9 protein-coding genes and 1 pseudogene are annotated in these 26,167 nt (G+C 69.9%); 6 read left to right on the forward strand and 4 right to left on the reverse strand.

Translation table 11 applies throughout. The features are described 5' to 3' along the window. Positions 1-289 precede the first annotated feature (289 nt). The 5 genes and pseudogenes from AB8P05_RS16450 (at position 290) to AB8P05_RS16470 (ending at position 20,232) form a co-directional block, all read left to right on the forward strand. Positions 290-967, forward strand: a complete 678-nt coding sequence (locus AB8P05_RS16450) for a FecR family protein (RefSeq protein WP_472759370.1) — start codon at positions 290-292, stop codon at positions 965-967. Continuing rightward, complete coding sequence (locus AB8P05_RS16455) at positions 958-1,278, forward strand: FecR family protein (RefSeq protein WP_472759371.1); 321 nt, start codon at positions 958-960, stop codon at positions 1,276-1,278. The genes AB8P05_RS16450 and AB8P05_RS16455 overlap by 10 nt, the downstream gene beginning before the upstream one ends. A 377-nt stretch (positions 1,279-1,655) precedes the next feature. Further along, positions 1,656-2,903: pseudogene (locus AB8P05_RS16460) on the forward strand (condensation domain-containing protein); the annotation flags it as partial. A gap of 158 nt (positions 2,904-3,061) precedes the next feature. Next, positions 3,062-19,279 (forward strand): non-ribosomal peptide synthase/polyketide synthase, encoded by a 16,218-nt coding sequence (locus AB8P05_RS16465; protein ID WP_472760120.1) that lies wholly within the window; start codon positions 3,062-3,064, stop codon positions 19,277-19,279. Further along, the gene (locus AB8P05_RS16470; protein ID WP_472759372.1) at positions 19,270-20,232 is read left to right on the forward strand and encodes an alpha/beta hydrolase; all 963 of its coding nucleotides are present in this window, start codon (positions 19,270-19,272) and stop codon (positions 20,230-20,232) included. Before AB8P05_RS16465 ends, AB8P05_RS16470 begins: the two co-directional genes overlap by 10 nt. Before the next feature lie 18 nt (positions 20,233-20,250). Here AB8P05_RS16470 and AB8P05_RS16475 read toward each other — a convergent pair whose 3' ends face one another. Beyond that, positions 20,251-22,557, reverse strand: coding sequence for a TonB-dependent siderophore receptor (locus tag AB8P05_RS16475; RefSeq protein WP_472759373.1), 2,307 nt, complete (start codon positions 22,555-22,557; stop codon positions 20,251-20,253). Between the two features lie 346 nt (positions 22,558-22,903). Between AB8P05_RS16475 and AB8P05_RS16480 the strand changes: the two genes are divergently transcribed. Further along, positions 22,904-23,431, forward strand: coding sequence for an RNA polymerase factor sigma-70 (locus AB8P05_RS16480; RefSeq protein WP_472760121.1), 528 nt, complete (start codon positions 22,904-22,906; stop codon positions 23,429-23,431). Positions 23,432-23,629: 198 nt separating this feature from the next. Here the strand turns inward: AB8P05_RS16480 and AB8P05_RS16485 are convergent, their stop codons facing one another. The 3 genes from AB8P05_RS16485 to AB8P05_RS16495 are packed head-to-tail and all read right to left on the reverse strand — an operon-like array spanning position 23,630 to position 26,124. Further along, a complete protein-coding gene (locus AB8P05_RS16485) occupies positions 23,630-24,250 on the reverse strand; it encodes a response regulator transcription factor (protein WP_455173519.1) in 621 nt (206 codons plus the stop codon). A gap of 13 nt (positions 24,251-24,263) precedes the next feature. Beyond that, entirely contained in the window at positions 24,264-24,623 is a 360-nt protein-coding gene (locus tag AB8P05_RS16490; protein WP_455173520.1) for a response regulator, read from the reverse strand. Positions 24,624-24,645: 22 nt separating this feature from the next. Further along, positions 24,646-26,124: a sensor histidine kinase gene (locus AB8P05_RS16495; RefSeq protein ID WP_472759374.1), complete on the reverse strand. Its 1,479-nt coding sequence runs from the start codon at positions 26,122-26,124 to the stop codon at positions 24,646-24,648. Positions 26,125-26,167 lie beyond the last annotated feature (43 nt).

The following is a 26,167-nucleotide window of genomic DNA, read 5'->3' on the forward strand; positions in this document are numbered from 1 at the left end:
TGGGGGCGGATGCGCGCGGCCGTCCTGACTAGGACGAATGAGCGGCGCGAAACTGAAGCCGCTCCCGTTCCGAACCGCCGCCCCGATCCGGTCCGGCTCCTTTCCCCTGTCACAGAAGGTCGCAGGGCTCGCCGCAGACGCGGGGTTTCCCTGACCGGAGAGCTCGCGTAGAATCCACCCGATCCGGCTCGCCTTGCGGACCCGCCGTTGCTTGCCCTATAGCTGCCGAACGCCTTCCGGAGTCGAGCACGCCCGTATGCCTCCGTCAAATCCCTCAGACGACGACCGCGTGACCGAAGAGGCTGCGGACTGGTGCCTGCGCCTGCAATCGTCCGACGTCAGCGACGCCGACCGCGCCGCTTTCGAACGCTGGTGCCTGGCGGACCCGCGCCATCTGGCGGAATTCAACGCGATGCGGGAGATCTGGGGCCTGTCGGCCGGCCTGCGCCCGCGGGTGACCATGGCGCCTGTCCAGCCGGCGGCACAGCCTGCGTCGGGCGTCGGGCAGGCGGCTCCGGCGGCGATCGTCCGGCCTGCGTCGCGGCGGCGCTGGGCGATGGCGGCCTGCGTCGCGGCGTCCCTGGCGGCCTGCTGGCCGGTGGGCTGGTCGTTCGGCGTCCTGCCCGGGCGCGTCGATTTCTTCGTCGGCGGCGGCCGGCACCGCGTGGTCGAGCTGCCTGACGGTTCCACGGTGGACCTGAACGTCCGCACCACCCTGTTCTATGCCCAGTTCCGCGACCGGCGCAGCGTCCTCATGGACCATGGCGAGGCATTTTTCGCGGTGGCGCACGATGCCGGGTATCCCTTCACCGTCTTCACCGCCGGCCATCAGGTCCGGGTGACGGGGACCAAGTTCAACGTCTGGGCCAATGACGGCGACCTTGCCGTGACGCTGACAGAGGGCTCGGTCACCGTGGCGCCATCCGGGGCGTCATCCGGGGCGGCGGGGGAGAGCCTTTGCGGCTGACGCCGGGCATGCAGGGCCGTTTCGGCCGGGACAGCCGGTTCGGCAGCGTCGCGCGCGTCGATCCGCAGCGGATCCTGTCCTGGCGCGAAGGCAAGCTGGTGTTCGACAACATCACGCTGGCCGAAGCGGTCCCCCTGCTGAACCCCTATCTGTCGCAACCGCTGCGGCTGGCCGACCGCAGGGTCGGGGCAATGCGCATCGGCGGCGTGTACGACGTCGCCGACCTCGACCGTGTGGCGGCGTCGCTGCCGCGGGTGTTGCCGGTGACATTGGCGTCCAAAGACGGCGAACTCCTCGTTTCCGCCCGCTGAACCCGGCCCTGATCGGACACGGTCCATCGACCGCCGGCAATTCCATGCCTGCGGGGTAAATCCGCCCATCCCTCCTTCGTCACTACTGGAGACCGCGGCGCACCTGATGGTGCGGCCGCGCACAGTCTGGCCGCCCCGGTCGACCGTACCGGAAGCCCGGCGGCCGGATCAGCGTCAAGCCAGCCGGCGATGGGAAATTCCAGATGGTTGCTCAAGACTCCGTGGACCTGGTCCGCCGCTTCATCGGTCTGCCGGTGGAAAAGCGCAAGCTGTTCTGGCGCGCCATGCGCGACGAGGCCGTGGACCTTTCTCTTCTGCCGATCCCGGCGGACCTCGCCCCGGCCACGGAGGCACCGCTGTCCCACGCGCAGCGCCGGATGTGGGCCTTGTGGAAGCTCGACTCCGGAAGCGGCGCCAACAACATCTTCAGCGCGACGCGCCTGACGGGAGAGCTGGATCGCGCCGCCCTGTCCCGCGCCTTCGGACTTCTGCTGCGCCGCCACGCAGCATTGCGGACCGTGTTCCGCCAGAGTGACGGCGAACCGGTGCAGACCATCCTCGACGAGGCCGACTTCCGGCTTGCCGTCGACGACCTCGGCCATCTTCCGGCGGATGAGCGCGAGCAGGCCGCCCAACGCCTGATGGAGGAGGAGGCGCAGTCTCCCTTCGATCTGGAAACCGGCCCTCTCCTGCGCGCGCGTCTGGTCCGGCTGGCGGAGCAGGATCACCGGCTTCTGGTGACGATGCACCACATCGCCTCGGATGGCTGGTCGATGGCCGTGCTGATCCGGGAATTCGCCGAGCTTTACCGCGCCATCCGGCAGGGCGGACGGATCGACCTGCCGCCGCCGCCGATCCGCTACGCCGACTATGCCCTGTGGCAAAGGAACATGCTGGAGGCGGGCGAGGCGGAGCGGCAGCTTGCCTATTGGCTGGAGAAGCTGGGAGGAGACCGGGCACCGCTGGAGCTGCCCTCCGACCGGCCGCGGCCGGCACGGCAGAGCCACCGCGGCGCCGTTCTGCGCTTTACGCTCGACGCGGATCTGGCTGGAAGGCTGCGTGCCTTCGCCCGCGAGCGGGATGTGACGCCGTTCATGCTGCTGCTGTCGGCCTTCTCGCTGCTTCTCCATCGTCACAGCGGGCAGGGCGACATCGCCGTCGGCGTGCCGGTCGCCAACCGCGACCGTGCGGAGTGCGAGGGTGTGGTCGGCTTCTTCGTCAACACCCAGGTTCTGCGCCTGCGGATCGACGGGCGCGACCGCGTCGCCGACCTGCTCGGTCAGGTCAGGCAGACGGCGCTGGAGGCGCAGGCCCATCAGGACCTGCCCTTCGAACAGCTGCTGGAGGCGCTGAAGCTGGAGCGCAGCCTCAGCTACAACCCGCTGTTCCAGGTGATGTTCAACCACCAGCGCCGCGATGGCCGGGCCGCCACAGCGATGGATGGCTTGCGGGTGGAGCCGATGGCGCTCGACAGCGCCACGGCCAGCTACGACCTGACGCTCGACACCGTCGAGGAGGAGGGTGGCGGGATCGAGGCCTGCTTCACCTACGCGACCGACCTCTACGATCGTGATCGGATCGACCGGCTGCGCTCTCATTTCGAGACGCTGCTGTCGGGTCTGGTCGCGGATGCGGATCGCCGGGTGGGGGAGGTGCCGCTGCTGACGGCGCAGGAACAGGCGCAGTTCGCCGCCTGGAACGCGCCGGTCGCCGCCGAGCCCTTCGAGCCGGTTCACCAGCGATCGCCGCCCTCGCCGCCGCCCTTGCGGACCGGCCGGCGGTCATCGACGGCGGTCCCGACGCTGCCACCCTCAGCTTCGCCACGCTCGACCGCCGGGCCAACGCCCTGGCCGTCCGGCTGGTTGCGGCAGGGGTCGGGCCGGAGGTCCGCGTCGGCGTCGCCCTGCCGCGTGGTCCCGGCATGATCGTCGCCCTGCTGGCGGTGCTCAAGGCCGGCGGTGCCTATGTCCCGCTCGACGCCGCCTATCCGCGCGAGCGCCTCGCCTACCTGATCCAGGATGCCGGCATCGCCCTGCTGCTGACCGACGGCAGCCTTGCCGACCGCCTGCCCCTGCCGGACGGTCTGCCCAGCCTGCTGCTCGACCGCCTGCCGGTGGAGGAGGCCGACGCTCCGCCGCCGGTGGCGGTGCTGCCGGACAGCCTCGCCTATGTCATCTACACCTCCGGCTCCACCGGCCTGCCCAAGGGCGTCGCGGTGGCGCACGGGCCGCTCGCCATGCATTGCCGGGCCGTCGGCGCGCTCTATGCCATGACCCCGCAGGACTGCGAGCTGCACTTCATGTCCTTCGCCTTCGACGGCGCGCATGAACGCTGGCTGACCGCCCTGACCCATGGCAGCCGCCTGCTGGTCCGCGACGACAGCCTGTGGACGCCGGAACAGACCTACGCGGCCATGCACCGACACGGCGTGACGGTGGCGGCCTTCCCGCCGGTCTACCTGCAGCAGCTGGCCGAGCATGCCCGGCGCGAGCAGGCGGAGCGTGGAATGGCTCCGCCGCCGGTGCGGGTCTACTGCTTCGGCGGCGATGCGGTGGGCGATGCGGCGTTCGAGCTGGCCAAGGAGGCGCTGCGGCCGGAGCACATCATCAACGGCTACGGCCCGACCGAAACGGTGGTGACGCCGCTGATCTGGAAGGCCGGACGGGAGGACCAGTGCGGCGCTGCCTATGCGCCGATCGGCCTGCGGGTGGGCGACCGCAGCACCCATGTGCTCGACGGCCACCTGAACCCTGTTCCGCTGGGTGTGGTGGGGGAACTGTATCTGGGCGGGTCCAGTCTTGCGCGCGGCTATCTGAACCGCCCCGGCCTGACGGCGGAGCGTTTCGTCGCCGATCCCTTCTCCACCGACGGCGGGCGGCTCTACCGCACCGGCGACCTCGTGCGCCAGCGGGCGGACGGGGTGATCGAGTATGTCGGTCGCATCGACCATCAGGTGAAGATCCGCGGCTTCCGCATCGAGCTTGGCGAGGTGGAGGCGCGGCTGCGGTCGCAGCAGGGCGTGCGCGAGGCGGCGGTGGTCGCTCGCGACGGCACTTCCGGCAAGCGGCTGGTCGGCTATGTCGTGCCCGCCGGGGAGGGCGACGGCGGCTTGGTGGAACGGCTGCGCGCCGGGCTGAAGGCGGCGCTGCCGGACTACATGGTGCCGGCGCACATCCTGGTGCTGGATCGTCTGCCGCTGACCCCCAACGGCAAGCTCGACCGCAAGGCCCTGCCGGAGCCGGAGGTGGCCTCCTCGGCGGCCCAGGTCCTGCCACGCAACGAGGCCGAGCGCGCCTTGGCGGCTCTGTGGTGCGAGCTTTTGCGGCTGGAGAGCGTCGGCGTCACCGACAACTTCTTCGAACTGGGCGGCGACTCCATCCTCTCCATCCAGCTGGTCAGCCGCGCCCGCCGCCATGGCCTGACCTTCACCCCACGCGACGTTTTCGAGCACCAGACCCTGGAGGCGCTCGCCCGCGCCGCCCGCAGCGACGGCGCCGCCACGCCGGCCGCCGAGCAGGGCCCCGTCGCCGGCACGCTGGCGCTGACCCCGATCCAGCGCTGGTTCTTCGAGGAGCCCATCCCCAACCGCAGCCACTGGAACCAGTCCGTCCTGCTGCGCCTGCGCCGACCCGTCGATCCGGTGCAACTGGAGCGGGCACTGACTGCCTTGGTGACCCACCATGACGCCCTGCGGCTGGTCTTCACCGACGATGGAACGGCGCGACACCTGACGCCCGATGCGGTGCCACCGCTGCTGTGGCATCGCATCGCCGCCGACGCCGACGCGCAGGAGCGGCTGTGCGAGGAGGCGCAGCGCAGCCTGGCCCTGGAGCATGGCCCTCTGCTGCGCGCCATGTTGGTCGATCGTGGCGACGATGGCAGTCAGCGCCTGCTGCTGGCGATCCACCATCTGGTGGTGGACGGCGTATCCTGGCGCGTTCTGCTGGAGGACCTGCAGCTGGTCTGCAGCCAGCTGGAGCGGGGCGAGCCGGTGACGCTTCCGGCCAAGACCGCCTCCTTCCAGTCCTGGGGCGAGGCTCTGCGCAGCCACGCCACGAGTGTAGAGTTGAAAGCCGAACTCGGCTGGTGGCGCGACAGCCTGAGGGATGCACCGGCCGGGCTGCCCGGTGTGGTGGAGCCGGTCTCTGCGGAGGCGCTGACGGTGGCGACGTCTGCGGTTGCACGGACCCGGCTGGATGCGGGCTGGACGAAGCGCCTGCTGTCGTCGGCGCCTGCGGCTTACCGGACGCGGGTGAACGACCTGCTGCTGACGGCCTTGGCGCGGGTGCTGTGCCGCTGGAGCGGTGCGGCGTCGGCGCTGGTGCAGCTGGAGGGTCATGGCCGCGAGGAGCTTGTGGCGGGGATGGATCTCAGCCGCAGCGTCGGCTGGTTCACCACCGCCTATCCGGTGCATCTGCGCCCCGGCGAAGAAGCCAGTGCGGCGATCCGGGCGGTGAAGGAGCAGCTTCGGGCGGTGCCGGGCAACGGGCTCGGCTACGGCGTGCTGCGCCACCTCGGCGACGGGGAGGCGCAGGCCACCTTGCGCGCCCTGCCCGAGGCGCGGGTGACCTTCAACTATCTGGGCCAGTTCGACGGCAGCTTCGACGAGGCGACCCGCTTCGTGCCGGCCGACGAGCCGGCAGGCAGCAGCCAGGATGCTGGAGCGCCCCTGGGCAACTGGCTGACGCTGAACGGTCAGGTCTATGACGGCGAGCTGGTGTTCGACTGGAGCTACAGCAGCGCCGTCCTCGAGCCAGCGGTTGTGGAAGGGCTGGCGTCGGCCTATGCGGAGGAACTGCGGGCGCTGGTGGCGCATTGCGAGGCGTCGGCGGGCGGCTTGACGCCGTCGGACGTTCCGCTGGCCGGTCTGACGCAGGCGCAGCTGGATGCGCTCGCCCTGCCGGCGCGGGAGCTGGAGGACCTCTATCCGCTGACGCCGATGCAGCAGGGCATGCTGTTCCACGCGCTCTATGAGCCGGGCGGCGCCGCCTACATCAATCAGATGCGGGTGGATGTGGAGGGGCTGGACGTGGCGCGCTTCCATGCCGCCTGGCAGGGGGCTGTCGACGCGCATGACAGCTTGCGCGCCGGCTTCCTGTGGGAGGGATTGGACCAACCGCTGCAGGCGATCCGCCGCAAGGCGGCGGTGCCGCTGCGACTGGAGGACTGGCGCGGCGATGCGGAGCCGTCCGCCCGTCTGGAGACCCTTGCTGCGGCGGAGCGGCAGGCCGGCTTCGACCTTGCCGCGCCGCCGCTGCTGCGTCTGGCGGTGGTGCGCACGGGGCATGAGCGCCACCATGTGATCCTGACCAGCCACCACATCCTGCTGGACGGCTGGAGCAGCTCTCAGCTTCTGGGGGAGGTGTTGCAGCGCTATGCCGGCCAAGCGCCGGCGGCGGACGGCGGGCGCTTCCGCGACCATGTGGCGTGGCTGCAGGGCCGCGACCGGGCGGCGTCGGAGGCCTTCTGGCGCGCCCGCACCGCCGAACTCGACCAACCCACCAGGATCGTCTCCCTGCTGCCGTCCGGCTCGCAGGCGGACAGCTCGCAGGACCGGGAAGGGCAGGGCGAGCATCGCTGCGTCTTCACGGTGGAGGAAACCCGTCGCCTCACCGACCTCGCCCGCCATTGCGACGTCACGCTGAACACCCTGATGCAGGCGGCCTGGGCCGTCCTGCTGCGCCAGCATGGCGGACAGGACACCGTCGCCTTCGGCACCACCGTGTCCGGCCGCCCGGCGGATCTGCCGGGGGTGGAGCACCGGCTCGGCCTGTTCATCAACACGCTTCCGGTGATCCTGACGCCTCACCCGGCGCTGCCGGTGGCGGACTGGCTCCGCAAGGTCCAGAACCGCAATCTCGACCTGCGCGAGCACGAGCACACGCCGCTCGCCGACATTCAGCACTGGTCGGGCCAGACCGCCTCGGGCGATGCCGGCGGCGCCCTGTTCGACAGCCTGCTGGTGTTCGAAAGCTATCCGGTCGCTGAGGCGCTGCGCCGGGGAAGCCCGGACGGCCTGCGCTTCTCCCCGGTGATCGGCTATGAGCGGACCAGCTATCCGCTGACCATCGCGATCATGCCCGGCGACCGGCTGGAACTGCACCATCGCTACGACCGCGCCCATCTGACGGAGCCGGCGGTTGTGCGTGTCGCCGGCCATCTCCGCCGCCTTCTGCTGGCGATGGCCGATGCTCCGAGCCGACCGCTCGGTGCCCTCTCCGTGCTGGACGAAATCGACCGCGGGCTTATCCTTGGCGCCTGGAACCGGCGGGAGCCGATGGACGCCACGCCTTTGCCGCGTCTGTTCGAAGCCCAGGTCGCCCGCACTCCGGATGCCACTGCGGTGATCGCCGGCACGCGGAGCCTGAGCTATGCCGATCTCAACCGGCAGGCCAACCGGCTCGCCCATAGGCTGCGCGCGCTCGGCGTGGCACCCGGCGTGCCGGTCGCCGTCATGCTGGAGCGGACGGAGGTTCTGCCGGCCGGCCTTCTGGCCATCCTGAAGGCGGGCGGCGCCTATGTGCCGCTCGACCCCGCCTACCCGGCCGACCGCATCGCCTACATGCTGGCCGACAGCCGGGCTGCGCTTGTCCTGACGCAGCGCAGCCTGCTGCAGCGGCTGCCTGTGAGCGAGGATCTTCGCGTGGTGGCGCTCGACGACCCGGCGCTCGATCTGGAGAACGGCAGGGAGGACGACCCGCCGCCGTTGAACCGGGCGGAGGATGCCGCCTACGTCATCTATACCTCCGGCTCGACCGGCCGGCCGAAGGGCGTGGTGATCGAGCATCGCAATGCTGCCGCCCTCATCGATTGGGCATTGCGGCTCTACCGGCCGGACCAGTTGCAGGGGGTGCTGGCCTCGACCTCCGTCTGCTTCGACCTTTCGGTCTGGGAGTTCTTCGTCACGCTGAGCGCAGGCGGCCATGTGGTGATGGCCGACAATGCCTTGTCCTTGCCCGACTTGCCGGCCCGCGACCGCGCGCGCCTGATCAACACGGTGCCGTCGGCAATTGCCGGCCTCCTGCGCTCCGGCGGGATTCCGCCCGGTGTCCGCACCGTCAATCTGGCAGGCGAGCCGCTGTCCCAGTCGCTGGTGGACGAGCTCTATGCCGCCGGTATCGCCGACGTCTACGACCTCTATGGTCCGTCGGAGGACACGACCTATTCCACCGTGACCCGCCGCGAGGCGGGTGGCCGCGCCAACATCGGCCGCCCCATCGCCGGAACCCAGGGCTATGTTCTGGACGGCGACCTGAACCCGGTTCCGCTGGGCGTGGTGGGGGAGCTGTATCTGGGCGGGTCCGGTCTGGCGCGCGGTTATCTGAACCGTCCCGGCCTGACGGCGGAGCGCTTCGTCGCCGATCCCTTCTCCGCCGATGGCGGGCGGCTCTACCGCACCGGCGACCTCGTGCGCCAGCGGGCGGACGGTGTGATCGAGTATGTCGGTCGCATCGACCATCAGGTGAAGATCCGCGGTTTCCGCATCGAGCTTGGCGAGGTGGAGGCGCGGCTGCGGGCGCAGGAGGGCGTGCGGGAGGCGGCCGTGGTGGCACGCGAGGGCAGCGCCGGCAAGCGGCTGGTCGGCTATGTCGTGCCCGCCGGTGAGGCCGATGGCGGCTTCGTCGAACTGCTGCGCGCCGGGCTGAAGGCGGCGTTGCCGGACTACATGGTGCCTGCCCACCTCGCGGTGCTGGAACGCCTGCCGCTGACCCCCAACGGCAAGCTCGACCGCAAGGCGTTGCCGGAGCCGGAGGTGGCATCCTCCTCGGCGCAGGTGCAGCCACGCAACGAGGCCGAACGCGCCCTTGCGGCGCTGTGGTGCGAGCTTTTGCGGCTGGAGAGCGTCGGCGTCACCGACAACTTCTTCGAACTGGGCGGCGACTCCATCCTCTCCATCCAGCTGGTCAGCCGCGCCCGCCGCCATGGCCTGACCTTCACCCCGCGCGACGTCTTCGAGCACCAGACCCTGGAAGCGCTCGCCCGCGCCGCCCGCAGCGACGGCGCCGCCGCTCCGGTCGCCGAGCAGGGCCCCGTCACCGGCACGCTGCCGCTGACGCCGATCCAGCGCTGGTTCTTCGAGGAGCCCATCCCCAACCGCAACCACTGGAACCAGTCCGTCCTGCTGCGCCTGCGCGGCCCGGTCGATCCGGCCCTGCTGGAGCGGGCGCTGGCTGCCTTGGTCGCCCACCACGACGCCCTGCGGCTGGTCTTCGCCGCCGACGGAACCGCCCGGCACCTGTCCCCCGATGCGCTGCCGCCGCTGCTGTGGCATCGCATCGCCGCCGACGCCGACGCGCAGGAGCGGCTGTGCGAGGAGGCGCAGCGTAGCCTGGACCTGGAACAGGGGCCGCTGCTGCGCGCCCTGTTGGTCGAGCGCAGCGACGATGGCAGTCAGCGCCTGCTGCTGGCGATCCATCATCTGGTGGTGGACGGCGTGTCCTGGCGCGTTCTGCTGGAGGACCTGCAGCTGGCCTGCAGCCAGCTGGAGCGGGGCGAGCCGGTGACGCTGCCGGCCAAGACCGCCTCCTTCCAGTCCTGGGGCGAGGCCCTGCGCAGCCACGCCACCAGCGAGGCATTGCGGGCAGAGCTTGGCTGGTGGCGCGAGAGCCTGAGGGATGCACCAGTCGGGCTGCCCGGTGTGGTGGAACCGGTCTCCCCCGAAGCGCTGACGGTGGCGATGTCCGCGGTGGCGCGGACGCGGCTGGATGGCGACTGGACGAAGCGCCTGCTGGCGTCGGCACCTGCGGCCTACCGGACGCGGGTGAACGACCTGCTGCTGACGGCGCTGGCGCGGGTGCTGTGTCGCTGGAGCGGTGCGGCGTCGGCGCTGGTGCAGCTGGAGGGTCATGGCCGCGAGGAGCTTGTGGCGGGGATGGATCTCAGCCGCAGCGTCGGCTGGTTCACCACCGCCTATCCGGTGCATCTGCGCCCCGGCAGGGAGGCCGGTGCGGCAATCCGGGCGGTGAAGGAGCAGCTTCGGGCGGTGCCGGGCAACGGGCTCGGCTATGGCGTGCTGCGCCACCTCGGCGACGGGGAGGCGCAGGCAACGCTGCGCGCCCTGCCCGAGGCGCGGGTGACCTTCAACTATCTGGGCCAGTTCGACGGCAGCTTCGACGAGGCGGCCCGCTTCGTGCCGGCCGACGAGCCGGCAGGCAGCAGCCAGGATGCTGGAGCGCCTGTGGGCAACTGGCTGACGCTGAACGGTCAGGTCTATGACGGCGAGCTGGTGTTCGACTGGAGCTACAGTAGCGCCGTCCTCGAGCCAGCGGTTGTGGAAGGGCTGGCGTCGGCCTATGCGGAGGAACTGCGGGCGCTGGTGGCGCATTGCGAGGCGTCGGCGGGCGGCTTGACGCCGTCGGACGTTCCGCTGGCCGGTCTGACGCAGGCGCAGCTGGATGCGCTCACCCTGCCGGCGCGTGAGGTGGAGGACCTCTACCCGCTGACGCCGATGCAGCAGGGCATGCTGTTCCACGCGCTCTATGAGCCGGGCGGCGACGCCTACATCAACCAGATGCGGGTGGATGTGGAGGGGCTGGACGTTGCCCGCTTCCATGCCGCCTGGCAGGGGGCTGTCGACGTGCATGACAGCTTGCGCGCCGGCTTCCTGTGGGAGGGATTGGACCAGCCGCTGCAGGCGATCCGGCGCAAGGCGGCGGTGCCGCTGCGGCTGGAGGACTGGCGCGGCCATGCGGAGCCGTCCGCCCGTCTGGAGGCGCTCGCGGTCGAGGAGCGGCAGGCCGGCTTCGACCTTGCCGCGCCGCCCTTGCTGCGGCTGGCGGTGGTGCGCACGGGCGGGGAGCGCCATCATGTGATCCTGACCAGCCATCACATCCTGCTCGACGGCTGGAGCAGTTCGCAGCTTCTGGGTGAGGTGCTGCAGCGCTATGCCGGCCAAGCACCGGCGGCGGACGGTGGGCGCTTCCGCGACCATGTGGCGTGGCTGCAGGGCCGCGACCGGGCGTCGTCGGAGGCATTCTGGCGCGCCCGCACCGCCGAACTCGACCAGCCCACCAGGATCGCCGCCGGGCAATCCGATGCCGCCCAGGGACATGGGGCCCTCGAACTGGTCTTCGGCGAACGGGAGACCGTGCGACTGACCCGCTTCGCCCGTCAGAGTCAGGTCACGCTCAACACGCTGGTCCAGGCGGCTTGGCTGCTTCTGCTACACCGGCGGACCGGACAGGGCACCGTGGCGGCGGGCGTGACGGTCTCCGGCCGGCCGGCGGAACTGCCGGGCATGGAGCGGCAGATCGGCCTGTTCATCAACACGCTGCCGCTGGTCGGCACGCCGCATCCGGCCCTTACGGTGTCGGAATGGCTGGGCGATCTCCAGGCCCGTAATCTCGAAATGCGGGAGCACGAACACACGCCGCTGGCCGACATCCAGCGCTGGTCCGGCCATGGCGGCGAGATGCTGTTCGACAGCCTGCTGGTGTTCGAGAATTATCCGCTGTCCGAAGCGCTCGGCCGCGGAGACACCGGCGGCCTGCGCTTCGGCGTTCCGCAGAACCATGAACTCACCTCCGTTCCCTTGACCCTGCTGATGGGAGCCGGCGAGAGGCTGACGCTGACCTTCAGCCATTGGCGCGACCGGATCGGCGACGAGGAGATCCGCCGCCTCGCCGCACAGACCCGCCGGCTTCTGCTGGCCCTGACCGAGGATGCCGGGCGCCGCTTGGGCGAGATCGGTTTGCTCGACGAGCAGGGATGGCGGAGCTTCGCAGGCTGGAATGCGACGCATGACGACAGGTTGACGGCCGGCCCGCTCGTGCCGGACCTGATCGCGGAGCAGGCGCGCCTGCATGGCGAAGCTCCGGCGCTGACCTTCTGCGGGCGGACGCTGAGCTATGGCGCGCTGGAGGCGCAGGCGAACCGTCTGGCCCACCGGCTGCAGGCGCTCGGCATCGGCCCGGAGGTGACGGTCGGCGTCGCCGCCGAACGCTCGGCAGAGCTGGTCGTCGGCCTGCTGGCGGTGATGAAGGCCGGCGGCGCCTATCTGCCGCTCGACCCGGAACTGCCACCCGCCCGCCTTGCCGCCATGGCCGCGGACGGCGGCATCGCCCTGCTGCTCACCCAAAGCCACCTCGCCGGCAGGCTGGGCGGGGACGTGCTGCCGGATACCGTCCGCCTGCTGCTGCTCGACGCCGAGGACAGCGCCGGGCTGCCGGACACCCCGCCCGTGATCGGCCTGCGGCCGGAAAACCTCGCCTACCTGATCTACACCTCCGGCTCCACCGGCATGCCCAAGGGGGCCGGCAACAGCCATGGCGCCCTGCTGAACCGGCTGGCCTGGATGCAGAAGGCCTACCGGCTGGCGCCGGGCGAACGGGTTCTGCAGAAGACCCCCTTCGGCTTCGACGTCTCGGTCTGGGAGTTCTTCTGGCCGCTGATGGTCGGCGCGCATCTGGTGGTGGCCGCCCCCGGCGAGCACCGCGATGCGGCGCGGCTGGTGGCGCTGATCCGCGAACAGGCGATCGACACGCTGCATTTCGTGCCTTCCATGCTGCAGGCCTTCCTGGAAGAGCCGGGGGTGGAGGACTGCACCAGCCTGCGCCGGGTGGTGTGCAGCGGCGAGGCGCTGCCGGCGGCGCTGCAGGACCGACTGTTCGCCCGCCTGCCCGGGGCCGCCCTGTATAACCTGTACGGCCCGACCGAGGCGGCGATCGACGTCAGCCACTGGACCTGCCGGGCCGGGGAGAGCGGTGCCGGTGGCGGCGTCCCGATCGGTGTGGCGATCGACAATCTGCGGCTCTACGTGCTGGACGAGTGCCTGAACCCGCTTCCGGCAGGGGCGGTTGGCGAGCTTTACATCGCCGGCGTCGGTCTGGCGCGCGGCTATCACCGGCGGGCCGGGCTGACGGCGGAGCGCTTCGTCGCCGACCCGTTCTCGCCCGACGGCGGGCGGATGTACCGGACGGGCGATCTGGCGCGTCGTCGTGGCGACGGGGTGATCGAGTATGTCGGTCGCATCGACCATCAGGTGAAGATCCGCGGGTTGCGGATCGAGCTTGGCGAGATCGAGGCGGTCTTGCGCGGCCATCCGGCGGTGCGGGACGCGGTGGTGGTCGCCAAGGATGGCGCGGGCGGCAAGCGTCTGGTCGGCTATGTCGCGGCCGATGCGGATGCGGAGCTGCCGCGGCAACTGAGGGAGCATCTCGGCCGTGATCTGCCGGATTACATGGTGCCAGCGCACATTGTTGTGCTGGATCGCCTGCCGCTGACACCCAACGGCAAGCTCGACCGCAAGGCCCTGCCGGAGCCGGAGGTGGCATCCTCCTCGGTCCGGGTACAGCCGCGCAACGAGGCCGAGCGCGCCCTTGCGGCGCTGTGGTGCGAGCTTTTGCGGCTGGAGAGCGTCGGCGTCACCGACAACTTCTTCGAACTGGGCGGCGATTCCATCCTCTCCATCCAGCTGGTCAGCCGCGCCCGCCGCCATGGCCTGACCTTCACCCCGCGCGACGTCTTCGAGCACCAGACCCTGGAAGCGCTCGCCCGCGCCGCCCGCAGCGACAGCACCGCCACGCCGGCCGCCGAGCAGGGCCCCGTCACCGGCACGCTGCCGCTGACGCCGATCCAGCGCTGGTTCTTCGAGGAGGCGATCCCCAACCGCAGCCACTGGAACCAGTCCGTCCTGCTGCGCCTGCGCCGGCCGGTCGATCCGGCTCTGCTGGAGCGGGCGCTCACGGCCCTGGTCGCCCACCACGACGCCCTGCGGCTGGTCTTCGCCGCCGACGGAACCGCCCGGCATCTGTCCCCCGATGCGGTGCCGCCGCTGCTGTGGCACCGTGTCGCCGCCGATGCCGACGCGCAGGAGCGGCTGTGCGAGGAGGCGCAGCGCAGCCTGGAGCTGGAGCACGGCCCACTGCTGCGCGCCCTGCTGGTCGAGCGTGGCGACGATGGCAGTCAGCGCCTGCTGCTGGCGATCCACCATCTGGTGGTGGACGGGGTGTCCTGGCGCGTGCTGCTGGAGGACCTGCAGTCGGCCTGCAGCCAGCTGGAGCAGGGCGAGCCGGTGGCACTGCCGGCCAAGACCGCCTCCTTCCAATCCTGGGGCGAGGCTCTGTGCAGCCACGCCACGAGCGAGGCGTTGCGGGCGGAGCTGTCCTGGTGGCGCGACAGCCTGAGGGATGCACCGGCCGGGCTGCCCGGTGTGGTGGAGCCGGTCTCTGCGGAGGCGCTGACAGTGGCAACCTCTGCGGTTGCACGGACCCGGCTGGATGCGGGCTGGACGAAGCGCCTGCTGTCGTCGGCACCTGCGGCCTACCGGACGCGGGTAAACGACCTGCTGCTGACGGCACTGGCGCGGGTTCTCTGCCGCTGGAGCGGTGCGGCCTCGGCGCTGGTGCAGCTTGAGGGTCATGGCCGCGAGGAGTTGGTGCAGGGGATGGACCTCAGCCGCAGCGTCGGCTGGTTCACCACCGCCTATCCGGTGCATCTGCGCCCCGGCGGGGAGCCCGGTGCGGCAATCCGGGCGGTGAAGGAGCAGCTTCGGGCGGTGCCGGGCAACGGGCTCGGCTATGGCGTGCTGCGCCACCTCGGCGACGGGGAGGCGCAGGCAACGCTGCGCGCCTTGCCCGAGGCGCGGGTGACCTTCAATTATCTAGGCCAGTTCGACGGCAGCTTCGACGAGGCGGCCCGCTTCGTGCCGGCCGACGAGCCGGCGGGCGCCCGCCTCGCTCCCGATGCCCCGCTCGGCAACTGGCTGAGCATCGACGGCCGGGTCTATGACGGCGAACTGGTGTTCGACTGGAGCTACGGCCGCGCCGTCCTCGAGCCGGCAGTGGTGGAGGGGCTGGCGTCGGCCTATGCCGAGGAGCTGCGGGCGCTGGTGGCGCATTGCGAGGCATCGGCCGGCGGCCTAACCCCATCGGACGTGCCCTTGGCCGGCCTGACGCAGGCGCAGCTGGATGCGCTCGCCCTGCCGGCGCGGGAGGTGGAGGACCTCTACCCGCTGAGCCCGATGCAGCAGGGCATGCTGTTCCATGCCCTGGAAGGTGCTGCGGAGGAGAGCCCCTATGTGACGCAGCTTGCTGTCGATGTGGAGGGTCTGGACGAGACCCGCTTCGCCGCCGCCTGGGGCTGGGTGACGGCGCGGCATGCCGTGCTGCGCACCGGCTTCCTATGGGGCGGCGAACTGACCGTCCCGCTGCAGGCGGTTTGGGAGCGGGTGGCCGACGCGGTGTCGGTGCTGGACTGGCGGGAGCGCGGCCTTGCCGGAGATGCGCGGGAGGAGGCCCTGCGGGTGCTGGCGCGGGAGGAGCGTGCCCGCAGCTTCGACCTTGCCCGTCCGCCGCTTCAGCGGGTGTTGCTGATCCGGCTTGGGCCGGGCCGGCACCGTCTGATCTGGACCAGCCACCACCTGCTGCTGGACGGCTGGAGCAGCGCGCGTCTGGTGGCGGAGGCGCTGGGCCGTTATCGCGGGACGACCGTCACCGCAGCACCCGGGCGCTACCGCGACTACATCGCATGGCTGGGTCGGCAGGACGGGGCGGCGTCGGAGCGGTTCTGGCGCCAGCGCCTGTCGGGTCTGGAGGCGCCGACGCTTCTGGCGTCCTGCCTGCCCTGCCGGGCACCGCAGGCGGGGCATGGCGTGGTGCGGACGCGGCTGGATGCGGCGGCGACGCAGCGGCTTCAGACCTTTGCGCAGGTGCAACGGGTGACGCTGAACACGCTGGTGCAGGGGGCGTGGGCGCTTCTTCTGCACCGCTACAGCGGACAGGAGACGGTGGTGTTCGGGGCGACGGTGTCCGGCCGCCCGGCGGAGTTGGCCGGGGTCGAGGAGACGCTGGGTCTGTTCATCAACACGCTGCCCGTGGTGGAGCGTCCGCCGTCTGGCGAGCCTGTGGGTGAGTGGCTTCGCGGCCTGCAGCGGCGGAACCTGGAACTGCGCGAGCACGAGCACACGCCGCTGCACGAGGTGCAGCGCTGGGCGGGGTCCAGCCTCGGCACCGGCGGCGGCGCGCGGGCGCTGTTCGACAGCATCGTCGTGTTCGAGAACTACCCGGTCGACGAGGCGCTGAGGGAGCAGACCGACGACAGCCTCAGGTTCGGGGGGACGGATCGGGTCGATGTGACCGGCTTCGCCATGGATCTGGAGGTGTCGGTCGGGGAGGAGTTGGAGGTCAAATTCATCCACCGCCGCGACCTGATCGACGGCGAGCTGTGCGACCGTATCCGGGGTCATTTCGAGACGCTGCTGTCGGGTCTGGTCGCGGATGCGGATCGCCGGGTGGGGGAGGTGCCGCTGCTGACGGCGCAGGAACAGGCGCAGTTCGCCGCCTGGAACGCGCCGGTCGCCGCCGAGCCCTTCGAACCGGTCCACCGGCGCATCGCCGCCATCGCCGCCGCCCTTGCCGACCGGCCGGCGGTCATCGACGGCGGTCCCGACGCTGCCACCCTCAGCTTCGCCGCGCTCGACCGCCGGGCCAATGCCCTGGCCTATCGGCTGGTTGCGGTCGGGGTCGGGCCGGAGGTCCGCGTCGGCGTCGCCCTGCCGCGCGGCCCCGGCATGATCGTCGCCCTGCTGGCGGTGTTGAAGGCCGGCGGCGCCTATGTCCCGCTCGACGCCGCCTATCCGCGCGAGCGCCTCGCCTACCTCATCGAGGATGCCGGCATCGCCCTGCTGCTGACCGACGGCAGCCTTGCCGACCGCCTGCCGGTGCCGGACGGGCTGCCCAGCCTGCTGCTCGACCGCCTGCCGGTGGAGGAGGCCGACGCTCCGCCGCCGGTGGCGGTGCTGCCGGACAGCCTCGCCTATGTCATCTACACCTCCGGCTCCACCGGCCTGCCCAAGGGCGTCGCCGTTGCGCATGGGCCGCTCGCCATGCATTGCCGGGCCATCGGCGCGCTCTATGCCATGACCCCGCAGGACTGCGAGCTGCACTTCATGTCCTTCGCCTTCGACGGCGCGCATGAACGCTGGCTGACCGCCCTGACCCATGGCAGCCGCCTGCTGGTCCGCGACGACAGCCTGTGGACGCCGGAACAGACCTACGCGGCCATGCACCGGCACGGCGTGACGGTGGCGGCCTTCCCGCCGGTCTACCTGCAGCAGCTGGCCGAGCATGCCCGGCGCGAGCAGGCAGAGCGCGGAATGGCTCCGCCGCCGGTGCGGGTCTACTGCTTCGGCGGCGATGCGGTGGGCGATGCGGCGTTCGAGCTGGCCAAGGAGGCGCTGCGGCCGGAGCACATCATCAACGGCTACGGCCCGACCGAGACGGTGGTGACGCCGCTGATCTGGAAGGCCGGGCGGGAGGACCAGTGCGGCGCCGCCTATGCGCCGATCGGCCTGCGGGTGGGCGACCGCAGCACCCATGTGCTCGACGGCCACCTGAACCCTGTTCCGCTGGGTGTGGTGGGGGAACTGTATCTGGGCGGGGCCGGTCTTGCGCGCGGCTATCTGAACCGCCCCGGCCTGACGGCGGAGCGTTTCGTCGCCGATCCCTTCTCCACCGACGGCGGGCGGCTCTACCGCACCGGCGACCTCGTGCGCCAGCGGGCGGACGGGGTGATCGAGTATGTCGGGCGCATCGACCATCAGGTGAAGATCCGTGGCTTCCGCATCGAGCTTGGCGAAGTGGAGGCGCGTCTGCGGTCGCAGCAGGGCGTGCGCGAGGCGGCGGTGGTGGCGCGTGACGGCAGCGCCGGCAAGCGGCTGGTCGGCTATGTCGTTCCGGCCGATGAGGCGGACGGCGGCCTGGTCGAGCGGCTGCGCGCCGGGCTGAAGGCGGCGCTGCCGGACTACATGGTTCCTGCCCACATCCTGGTGCTGGATCGCCTGCCGCTGACGCCCAACGGCAAGCTCGACCGCAAGGCTCTGCCCGAGCCGGAGGTGGCCTCGTCCACCACCCAAGTGGCGCCACGCAACGAGGCCGAGCGCGCCTTGGCGGCTTTGTGGTGCGAGCTGTTGCGGCTGGAGAGCGTCGGCGTCACCGACAACTTCTTCGAGCTCGGCGGCGATTCCATCCTCTCCATCCAGTTGGTGACCCGTGCGCGGGCGCTGAAGCCGCTGGGGGTGTCCTTCAAGCTGCGCGACCTGATCCGCAAGCCGACCATCGCCGAACTGGCCGGTACGGCTTCGGACGGAAAGGCTTCGCAAGCCGGACCTTCGCCGATCATGGCTTTGAACCGGCAGATTGCCGGACAGCCGCCGCTGGTCTGCATCCACGCCGGTTTCGGCACGGTCTTCGACTACGAACCGCTCGCCCGCCGGCTGGAAGGGCGGCGGAGCGTGCTGGCGATCCAGTCGCGCATGCTGCTCGATCCGGCATGGCGGGACTGCTCGCTGGAGGAGATGGCGCGTGACTATGTCGACCTGCTGCGCGAGAGGCAGCCGCAGGGACCCTACGACCTGCTCGGCTGGTCGCTGGGGGGAACCCTTGCCGCGCTGATGGCCGCCGAACTGGAGCGCCGGGGAGACCGTGCGGCAGCTTGCCCTGCTCGATCCCTTCGTGCCGTCGCCGGAAATCGGCCGGCATGGGCTGGAGGACTGGCGCGACGATCTGGCCGGCTTCCTTTCGGTGATGCTGCCGGGTGTGGCAATTGGCCGTCCCGACGTCGCGACCGAGGACGCCACCACGGTCCGAAGCGTGATCGCCCAGGCGCTCGATACCCCCCGGACCGGCAACGCCGGAGGGCTGGGGGCTGCGATGGGGACGGAGGAACTGACCCAGGCCTTCCTGACAGCCCGCCATCTGAAGCGGCTGTCCGCGGCACAGCCTGCCTGCCTGCCGGTCGCCGCAGCCGCGCAGGGCTGGTGGATCGCCGGCCGCGATGCCGACCGGCGGCTGATGGAGGCGCAGCTTGGCGGACGCCCGCTGCCCTGGCGGGCGCTCGGCTGCGGTCACTTCGAGGCGCCGCGCGACGAAGGCTTCCTGACGGACATTACCGAGCATCTGGCGGGCATGCCGGAGGAACGGCCCGATGTCCCCACCACCAACCTTGCGGATGCGGCGGAATGAATGCGTCCAGCCGAACCCGGAGCAACGATCGATGCCTGTGAACCCCGATATCGCCGCCTTCCTCGCGCTTGCAGCGGGTGGGCGCGAGGACGGCAGGGTGAAGCCGATGCACGCGCTGTCGCCGGCGGAGGCCCGGCTCGCCTTCGAACGCACCTCCCGCATGATGGACCCCGGCGGGGAGCCGGTGGAGCGGGTGGAGGACCTGTCGATTCCCACCCGCGACGGTTCGATCCTGCCGGCCCGCCTCTATGCCGCCGGCCGGACCGCGGCCCCGGCGCCGGTGCTGCTTTTCTTCCATGGCGGCGGCTATGTCGTCGGCAGCCTCGAGTCCCATGACGGGCTTTGCCGGACCATCGCGGCGAAGAGCGGGGTTGCGGTCCTGTCGGTGGGCTACCGCTTGGCCCCGGAACACCGCTTCCCCACGGCGTTCGACGATGCGCTGGAGGCGCTGGACTGGCTTGGCAGGACAGGGGCCGGTCTGGGGCTCGACGGCGGCCGGCTGGCGGTGGGGGGCGACAGCGTCGGCGGCAGTCTTGCAGCGGCGGTCAGCCTGCGGGCCGCCACCGATCCCGGTCTGCCGCAGCCGCGTCTGCAGGTGCTGATCTATCCGGTGACCGATGCCACCGCCGACACCGATTCGCTGCGCCGGTATGGGGAAGGGCATCTGCTGGAGCGGGCGACGCTGGACTGGTTCTATCGCCAGTATGCCCGTGAGGATGCCGACCGGTGGGACGGCCGCTTCTCGCCCCTGCTGGCGGAGCTTCCGCCCGATGTCCCGTCGCCCCTGGCGCCGGCTCTGCTCGTGCTGGCCGAATGTGATCCGCTGGTGGATGAGGGGGTCGCTTACGGGCGCAAGCTGGCGATGGCCGGCGGAACGGTCGAGGTGGAAGTCTATGCCGGCATGACCCATGATTTCCTGCGCATGGGCGCCCTGGTGGACGAGGCCGAGGAGGCGCAGGATCTGATCGCCGACGCACTGCGCAGGTATCTGTGAGCGGTCGGCTGACCGCCGTCACCAGCTGTAGGACAGGGTCGCGAGGACCGCACGGCGGTTGCCGTAGAAAACGGAGTTCTCATAGAAGCCCGGGGAGAAATAACGCCGGTCGAACAGGTTGGTCGCGGTCACGGTGAAACTCGCGCCGTCGAGCGACGGGCCGAGCCGCCCCAGATCGTAGCCGAGGCTGACATCGACCAGCAGGTAGGAGGGAATGCGGATGCTGTTTGCCGCGTTGTAGGTTGCGCCGACATAGCGCATCCCCATGCCGGCGGTCAGGCCGCCGGCCGTTCCCTCGTCGATATGCCGCCGCAGCCAGACCGCGGCGGCATGACGGGGGACGGAGGCCACCCGTCTTCCGGTCTTGTCGGTACCGCCGGGATAGGGATTGTCGCGGGTGACCTGCGCGTCGGTGTAGCTGTAGGCCGCGGTCAATTCGGTCTCGGCGTCGAGCGCCGCCTTGGCTTCGACTTCGACGCCGCGCGACCGCACCTCGCCGGTTTGGATGGAATAGCCGGGATTGTTCGGGTCCGCGGTGGTGAGATTGCGCTGGACGGCACGGAACAGGGACAGGGTGAAGAGGCCGTCGAAGCCCTTGGGCCGGTAGCGCAGCCCGGCTTCCAGCTGTGCCCCCCGGCTCGGGGAGAAGGGGCGGCCCTGCACGTCGCTGTCGCTGTTCGGCTGGAAGGAGGTGGAATAGCCGGCGTAAGGCGTCACGCCGCTTTCGAAGCGGTAGGCCAGCCCGACGCGTTTGCTGAAGGCCCGGTCGAACTGTGTGGTTTCCACCAGCGGACCGCCGGACAGGCGGCCGATTCCGCCGCTGCGGCTCCAGTCCAGCCGCCCGCCGAGCGTCAGCCGCCAGTTGCCGGCGGCGATCTCATCCTGGGCATAGAGGCCGGTCTGGCGGATGCGCTCGGTCAGGTCGCGGGCGAGCGTCGCATCCCAAACATAGGGACCGCCATAGACCGGATCGAAGACGTCGAGTCCGTCGGCCACCGTTCCGTTCCGCCGCGTCTCGTGCGCCCGATGGCGGCCATGATCGATCCCGGCCAGCAGGCTGTGGCGCAGCGGCCCGGTGGCGGCGCTGCCTTGCAGGCTGGTATCCACCAGAAGGGTCGAACTGGTCTTTGGCCGGTCCTGCAGCCCGAAACGGTAGATGCGGTCCGCTTCCAGCAAGCCCGACGACGCCCAGCTCGACAGATAGCCGACGCGGCTGCGGCTGTAGCGCAGGGTCTGCTTGAGCGTCCAGTCATCGTCCAGCGCATGCCGGATGTCGTAGCCGGCCGACAGGGTGCGCGACCGGTAGGAACTCAGCCCCGGATAGCCGAGGAACAGGCTTGAATCCAGGCGGCCATAGGGATTGTCCAGCACCGTCCCCGATGCCGGAAAGCTCTGCTCCGCTCCCATCTTGCGGAAATCGAGATAGCTGGCGAGCAGCGTGACGTCTGTCCGCTCGCCGGCCGACCAGGACAGGGCCGGCGCGACATAGAGGCGATCGTCCGGCGTCCGTTCGACCTGCGTGCCGCTTCGCCGCGACAGCACCGTCAGGCGGTAGCGGAGCGCCCCATCGGCATCGATCCGGTCGCCGAGGTCGGCCGTGACCTGCCGCCGCTCATGGCTGCCGCCCTGCAGTTGGATCCGGCGAAGCGGAGTGCCGGTCGGCCGCTTGCTGGTCAGGGCGATGGCGCCGCCCGGAGGCATGGCGCCATAGAGCGTGGACGCCGGTCCCTTCAGCACCTCCACCCGTTCCACGCCGAAGGGCTCGTATTCCAGCCCGTAGGGATTGTAGCCGCTGCGCAGACCGTCGATCATGACGGATTCCGAACTCTGGCGGAAACCGCGGACGAAAACGTCGATGGCGCCCTGGCCGCCGGGATAGTCTATGGGGCGGACCCCGGCGCTGTAGGCGAGGGTGCCATTGATGTCCTGGACGTCGCGCTGGTCCAACTCCTCCCGCGTGACGATGGCAAGACCTTGCGGCAGATCCTCGACAGGGGGTGCGGTTTTGGCGGCGCTGCGGCTGTGGCTGGGGATCTGCGCCGCCTGTGTGGCCGGCGGCATGCGGCCCTCCACCGTCAGGCCCGGCAAGAAGCCGGGGTTCTCCTGCAGCCGGCCGATGGTCACCATCCGGTCCTGCATTTCAAAGGCGAGATCGGTTCCGCTCAGCAGGATGGAAAGCGCGACCGCCGGATCCATCCGGCCCGACAGGGCTCGCGACCGATGGTCGGACAGGATGTCGGGGCTATAGAGAATCTGCAGGCCGCTCTGCCGGCCGAAGACGGTCAGCGCCTCCCGAAGGGGGAGGGCGGGAATCTCCAGCGGCATCTCCCGCGGTGCCGGCCGTTCGATGGCCGCTGGAGCGGCAGACGGGTCAACGGTGATCGAAAGTGCATCGGCAGGCAGTGCCGTACAGCTGCCTGCAACGCAGCAGACCGTCAGCCAGCCCAGCCTGGGCCCTCTGCGGCAGGCACCGTGGCGTCGTGTGGTCGGGCGGAGCCCGGCAAGACGATCGGTCATCCAAAGCCCCTACAACGCACACTGGAAACCGCGCAGAGAAATTCTGCCGATTCCTTGTTTGCAAATGATTGTCAGTTGCATTAGCCTGCGGCTGCTTGTCAAGCAATAGGGATTGCAGCCCCGCCACGGCTTCACTCTGCACGAGGAACTCTCCATGCGACAGGTAGGATCCGCGGAAGGTCAGACCCTGTGCGACGTCTTCACCACGCACCGGCGCTCATTGATCGGCATTGCCGAGCGGATCACCGGTTGCCGTCACCATGCCGAGGATGTCGTCCAGGACGCCTTTCTCAAACTCCTGGGGGCGGAATCGACCAGCTCCATCCGGGCCAAGGCGGGCTATCTGATGATGGTCGTCCGCAACCTGGCCATCGATCATTACCGCCGGAAGGGCATGGAGTCACGTCTGCTTGCGTCGGAGGAGGAAGGGCAGGCGGTCAGTACGCCGGACGCGGCGTCGCCGGAAAGCGTGAACGTCAACCGCCAACTCCTGCAAACGCTCGAATCCGCCTTGGCCGATCTGCCGGAGCGCACCCGCTATGCCTTCGAAATGCACCGTATCCACGGCCACAGCCAGAAGGACATCGCGGCGACGCTCGGCGTATCGCCTACCCTGGTCAACTTCATGATCCGCGACGCGCTGGTCCATTGCCGTAAGACGATGAAGCGGATCGATCCCTGATCTTGAACGGGTGGGCGGGGCGCTTGTGCGAGTTGGCATTGGCGTTGCCGCATAAACCCGGTTGGTGGTGCGGGACGCCGGCGCAGCCGGTATAGAGATAACGAGCGTACCGGCTCCGTGCTGAATCGCCTGCAGGTGCCTTCCGGTGTCGTCTTCCTGAGCGTGCTGTGGCGCCTTCGGTTCACAGAACCGGACCGTTCACCGCCGCCGCCGGGCGGGGATCCCGAGTTGCGCGGCCATGAGGACGAGATCGGGCAATGACCGGGCACCCATCTTCTCCATCACGTGGCGCTTGTGCACCTTCGCCGTTATTTCCGAGAGACCGAGTTCCCCGGCGATCTGCTTGTTCATCAGACCGCCAATGGCGCAAGCCAACACCTCGCGCTCGCGGTCGGTGAGGGTGCCATAGCGGTCGGCAATCTCGCGCCGGGCCAGGTTCACGTCCAAAGCAGCGGTATCCGCTTCTATAGCCCGGCTGATCGCCTCCAACAGCACCTCGTCCTCGACCGGTTTGGTCAGGAACTCGATCGCGCCGCCACGTATGGCGCGCACGGTCATGGGAATCGTGCCGTAGCCGGTCAGAAAAATGATCGGCACGGTGCTGCCGGCATCCCGCAGCGCCTCCTGCACGGCAAGCCCGTTCTGACCCGCCAGCCGCACGTCGAGCAGCACGCAGCTTGGTCGGTGGGCGAGCGTCTTTTCGGCGAGATCATCGGCATCGGAATGTTCGACGGCGGTCAGGCCCGCGGTTTCGCAGAGCCTCTTCAGGGCTCTGCGCAGCGCCGGATCGTCATCGACGATATGGACGACTGGTTTCATGCCGGACAGTAAATCATGAACCATGCCGCGAACTGAACCTCGAAAGGCATGTCTCGAGGATGGCCGCATCGAACGGTTTGGTGAGATAGGTCGATGCTCCCGCGTCGAGCGCCCGCTGCCGGATCGCTTCGTTCGGATAGGCGGTCATGGCGATGACGGGAAGCGAGGGATGCCGTTCGGAGAGGGCCTGGATCAGGTCGATCCCCGTGACCCTCGGCATCTGGAGATCGGCCAGCACGCAGAACAGGTCCCCCACAGCACCGTATGACAGCAGGGACTCCGCACTGTCGAACAGCAGAACCTCGTAACCGATGGATAGGACGAGCCTTCGCAGCGCAGTCCGGATGAAGGGGTCGTCGTCGACGATCGCCACGACGTCGCGCGTCCGTCCGGTGTCAGCCATTGGCGATTGGAAGGGTGAAATGAAAGGCAGCCCCGCCTCCCGGAGCCTGGTCCACCCAGATGTCCCCGCCATGCGCATCGAGGCAGTTGCGGCAGATGGCCAGCCCCATGCCCATGCCGCCCGGCTTGGTCGAATGAAATGGTTCGAAGATCTGCGCGCGCCGTTCCGGCGCCACGCCCGGCCCGGTGTCGGTCACGTCGACGACGAGGGACGACTGCGCGAGGCGAAGGGTCACCGTGATGTCCCGCCGGCCCGGCCGGCCCCCCATGGCTTGCGCGGCGTTCAGCATGAGATTTACGAACACCTGCTGGATCTGCACCGGGTCGGCCATGGCGAGCGGAAGATCGTCCTGTGCGGCGAGGTGCACGACCGCACCGTGGGAGCGCAGGTCCGTTTCCACCAGCAGATTGGCATTGCGGGCCACCTGGACGATGTCGACCGGCGTGAAGGACCCCGGGGATTTGCTGAAGTGCGAGGTGATGCGTGCCACGACGTCGCGGGCGCGCGATGCCTGGGTGACGACGTCCTGCAGGGCGGCCGTCGCTTCCGCAACGTCCGCCGGGGTTGCCCGGAGCAGGCGTTGGGCAGCCTGGGCGTTTGCCAGAATGGCAGCCAGCGGTGAGTTGACTTCGTGCGCGACCGAGGCGCTGAAGGCATTGGCCGTTGAAATCCGCGAAGTCTTGGCGGCGTCGGCTTGAGCGGCGACAAGCCGCGCCTGCGCCTTCTTGTAGGCGGTGATGTCGACGGAAGTCACGACGATGTTCGAAAAGCCGGCAAGATCGCGCGGCAGCATGGCGGTGAAGAGCGTGTCGATCTCGACGCCTTCGGCGGTCGTCAGATGCGCCTCCGAGCGAAAGAACCGATCGCCGCGGCCGAAGGCAACCAGCCATTGCACGAAGGTCTGGTCGGTTTCGGGAAGCAGCCGGTCGAGCGGGCCGATGTAGACGTCCTTTCCGGGCGCCCCGGTCTCCTCCAGCGTGAAGGCGTTCACGTCACGGATCATCACGCGCGCCTTCAGTGCCCGGAGTTCGTCCGGATGGGTGGCGAAATGGCTCTCCAGATCGCTGACCCCCGCTCGGCGCAGCGCCATGACGGCCTCCGCGACGGCCGTCCAGTCCTCTCGCCACATGGAGATGCCGGCGCGCTCGAAAATCTCCCCGTATTGCCGCCGGCAATGCAGCGTCTCCCGCCTCAACCTCATCATCGACAGGACGGCCAGAACGGCGGACAGGAGTGCGGCCGCTCCGGTCAGGAGGGCTACGTCATGCCGTTCGGGCGGTTGCGAGGCGGAAACCGCCGCCAGGATCACCGGGGCGCAGACCAGCAGGGCGGAAACGGCGAAATCGTACGCGGCGATCGGCCATCGGCGCGGCGCCGTGGCGGTCATCCAAGCCGGCAGCACGTCGGGATCGGGCGGTGCCCCGGCAGAGGTCTCCGCAAGGCTTGGCCATCTGGAAAAGACTTGCCGCATTCACCTCGCCTCCGGATGAGAAGCAGTAGCAGCCCGGCGCCGC

It is taken from the genome of Azospirillum sp. VT-I1, assembly GCF_055698305.1.